This window comes from uncultured Tepidimonas sp. (assembly GCF_938045175.1).
Classification (GTDB): domain Bacteria; phylum Pseudomonadota; class Gammaproteobacteria; order Burkholderiales; family Burkholderiaceae_C; genus Tepidimonas.
The window spans coordinates 1-3,176 of the sequence record NZ_CALIND010000081.1 but is presented as its reverse complement, the minus strand read 5'-3'; the positions used below and the strand labels follow the sequence as shown (position 1 = coordinate 3,176).

The following is a 3,176-nucleotide window of genomic DNA, read 5'->3' as shown; positions in this document are numbered from 1 at the left end:
CGCCGGTGTTGTGGTGCACGGCGTGTTTGATGCGGTAGATGGCCGGGTCGCGCAGGTTGATGTTGGGCGAGGCCATGTCAATTTTGGCGCGCAGCACCATGGCGCCGTCGGGGTGTTGGCCGGCGCGCATCTCGCGAAATCGCGCCAAGCTTTCCTGCGCCGGGCGGTTGCGGTACGGGCTGTCGATGCCCGGCTCGGTAAGCGTGCCGCGGTTGGCCCGCATCTGCTCGGGCGTCTGTTCGTCCACGTAGGCGTGGCCGGTTTCGATCAAGTACTCGGCCGCCCGGTACATGAAGTCGAAGTAGTCGCTCGCGTAGTAGAGGTGGCTGGTGCCGTGGGCATCCCAGCTCCAGCCGAGCCAGCGCACAGCATCGAGGATGGCGTCGACGTACTCCTGCTCCTCTTTCTCGGGGTTGGTGTCGTCGAAGCGCATGTGGCACACGCCGCCATACTCCTGCGCCAGGCTGAAGTTGAGCCAGATGCTCTTGGCGTGGCCCACGTGCAGGTAGCCGTTGGGCTCGGGTGGAAAGCGCATGCGCACCTTGGCCGGGTCCGGACCGCCGCGCTCGTGGTGCGTGCCGTCTCCAGGGCTGCCGGCCCAGCGCCGACCCTCGCAGCGGCCTTGGGCCAGGTCGCGCTCGATGATCTGGCGCAGAAAGTGGCTGCTGGAGGGGGCGTGGGGCGGGTGCGTGGCGTGATCGGTCATGCCCCGATTTTAGGTGGGCCGCCGCTGGGGTAACGGGCGTTACGCTTGCTTACAGTCGTGACGATTCGGAAACCGCGGTCGAGCGTGGTCAGTGCTGAAATGCGGGGTGTCATGCATCAGCCTGCCACAGGGACCGAAAGGAGACTGCGATGAAGCCGTTCGTTCAACGCTTTTTTTCACCGCGTGCCGCTGCACGGACTGCGCTGGGGCTGGGCCTGGCCGCCTTGGGCGCTGCGGCGCAGGCGGGTGATGTGTACTGGTCGATCGGTGTGCACCAGCCGGGCGTTTCGGTCGGGGTGGGCAACTACCCCCCTGTGGTGGTGGCCCCCGCGCCGCGCGTGGTGATGCCACCGGTCGTGGTCACCACCCCCGCGCCGGTGGTGGTGGTGCCCTCGACGGGTTACTGGGTACCGGCCGGCCACCGGCGGCATCCCCGCCACGGCGATCGCGAGTATGGGCGGGTGGTGCAGGTGTGGCCATCCTATCCCGCCGTGAGCGGGCCGGACGTGGTGTACGTGGCGCCGCACCACCCGCGCTGGCGCTCATGGTGATTGCCTGACCGGTTCGTTGCCGCCGTGCCGCTCATCGGGGTGGCCGGGGCAGTCGGTTTCCGTTTACCGCCGCCCGGCAGCGGTTACGATCACGGGATGGATTGGTTGCTGTTGTTCAAGGCCGCCATCATGGGCGTGGTGGAGGGCCTGACTGAGTTTTTGCCCGTCTCGTCCACCGGGCACCTGATTCTGGCGGCCGCGTTGCTCGGTTGGCGCGGCGAGACGGTCAAGGTGTTCGAGGTGGTGATCCAGACCGGGGCCATCCTGGCCATCGTCGGCTTGTACTGGCAGCGGCTGATCGGGACCGTGCGTGGCTTGCCGCGCCAGCGCGAGGCGCAGCGCTTTACCGTCAACGTGGCGCTGGGTTTTTTCCCGGCGGCGCTGGCGGGGTTTTGGTTGATCGGGCCGATCAAGGCGTTGCTCTTCAACGCTTGGGTGGTCGCGGCCGGCTTCATCGTCGGCGGCCTGATCATGCTGTGGGTCGAGGCGTGGCACGCGCGCCAGCGCGCGCCGCGGGTGGCGGATGTCGATGCGCTGACCTGGCGCGACGCGCTGGGCGTCGGACTGATCCAGTGTGCCGCCCTGGTGCCGGGCGTGAGTCGCTCGGGCGCCACGATCATCGGCGGCATGGCGCTGGGCCTGTCACGGCGCGTGGCGACCGAATTCAGCTTCTTTTTGGCCATCCCGATGCTTTTCGGCGCGGCGGCGTACGACTTGGTCAAACACCGGGCGCTGTTGTCCAGTGCCGACGTGCCGGTGTTCGTGGTCGGCCTCGTGGTGTCGTTCGTGTCAGCGTGGGTGTCGGTAAAGTGGCTGCTGCGCTATGTGGCCAGTCATAGCTTCGTGCCGTTTGCCTGGTACCGAATCGTCTTTGGCGGACTCATCCTTGTCAGTGGGATGCTGGGCTGGGTGGACTGGTCGCCCTGAAGTGCTGCAGGGCACAGTCGATGGCGGCCGCGGTTTCTTCCGGCCGCTCCATGGGAAATAGGTGCGTGCCCTCGAGGAACTGCAGCCGCGGTGAGGGCTCGCGCCCGCAGAGCTTGTGCGTCATGGTCAAGCCCACGCGGCGCATTTCCTCGGACTGGGTGCCGCCGATGAAGGCCACTGGGCACTGCAAGGGGTGGCGGCGCAGCAGGCGGTCCAGGTGATGGGGCAGGGTGTTGTAGATGGCGGTCTCGATGTCCCGGTCGAAGCTCAGCACGCGCTGCACGCCGTCGGGCGTGGTGACGTCGTGGGTGCCGTATTCGATGTAGTCGGCCAGCACGCGCGGGTCCCAGCGCGCGAAGGCGCGCTTGTGGCGGAAATGCTCGAGCGCTTCGGCGGCGCTGGCCCAGCGGTTGCGCCGCTTGCGGCTGACCTGGCCCGGCGAGACGGCACCGATCAGGCGCGTGTGTTTGGCCGCCGCCAGCGCGCGCGCTTTCCAGCCACCGAGCACGGGCGAGTCGAGCATGACGACGCCGGCCACTGGGCGCCCCGCCAGCACCGGGTGGCGCGCGGCGCACATCAGACTCAAAAAGCCGCCGAGCGAGTGGCCGACCAGATAGAGCGGCTGGTCGTGCGGGCCGACCTGGGCCTCGGTGAAGTCCGCCAGTTGCTGCACCAGATGCGGCCAGTTGCTGGTGACGGGGTAGCGCGGGTCGTGCCCGTACTTGTCCACCGCCAGCACGCGGTAGCCGCGCGCACGCAGCGCGTCGAGCAGCACGCGGTAGGTACCGGCCGGAAAACTGTTGCCGTGCGAGAAGACGATGCAGGGTTGCTCGTTCGGAGGCGGGTTCATGGCGTCAGATCAGCTTGTCGGCGGGGGTCATGATTTTTCGTAGGGCGCGGTGGCGACCGCTGGGCGCCACCAGTGCACTGCCGGGTTGCCAATCGGGGGCTTCGATCTGGTCGAACGCCTCGCGCAGCCGTTGGCCCCAGGT

General features: G+C 67.9%; 4 protein-coding genes. 2 read left to right on the top strand and 2 right to left on the bottom strand.

Going from position 1 to position 3,176, the window contains the following annotated elements:
• On the bottom strand, window positions 1-706 hold a 706-nt coding region (locus tag Q0716_RS04140), incomplete at its 3' end, for a glutamate--tRNA ligase family protein (RefSeq protein WP_299020006.1).
• Between the two features lie 149 nt (window positions 707-855).
• Between Q0716_RS04140 and Q0716_RS04135 the strand changes: the two genes are divergently transcribed.
• Both Q0716_RS04135 and Q0716_RS04130 read left to right on the top strand, forming a co-directional pair.
• Window positions 856-1,257, top strand: coding sequence for a hypothetical protein (locus Q0716_RS04135; RefSeq protein WP_299020004.1), 402 nt, complete (start codon window positions 856-858; stop codon window positions 1,255-1,257).
• Window positions 1,258-1,353: 96 nt separating this feature from the next.
• Window positions 1,354-2,184: an undecaprenyl-diphosphate phosphatase gene (locus tag Q0716_RS04130; protein ID WP_299020002.1), complete on the top strand. Its 831-nt coding sequence runs from the start codon at window positions 1,354-1,356 to the stop codon at window positions 2,182-2,184.
• Here Q0716_RS04130 and Q0716_RS04125 read toward each other — a convergent pair.
• Window positions 2,147-3,034: an alpha/beta hydrolase gene (locus tag Q0716_RS04125; RefSeq protein ID WP_299020001.1), complete on the bottom strand. Its 888-nt coding sequence runs from the start codon at window positions 3,032-3,034 to the stop codon at window positions 2,147-2,149. The genes Q0716_RS04130 and Q0716_RS04125 overlap by 38 nt on opposite strands.
• Window positions 3,035-3,176 lie beyond the last annotated feature (142 nt).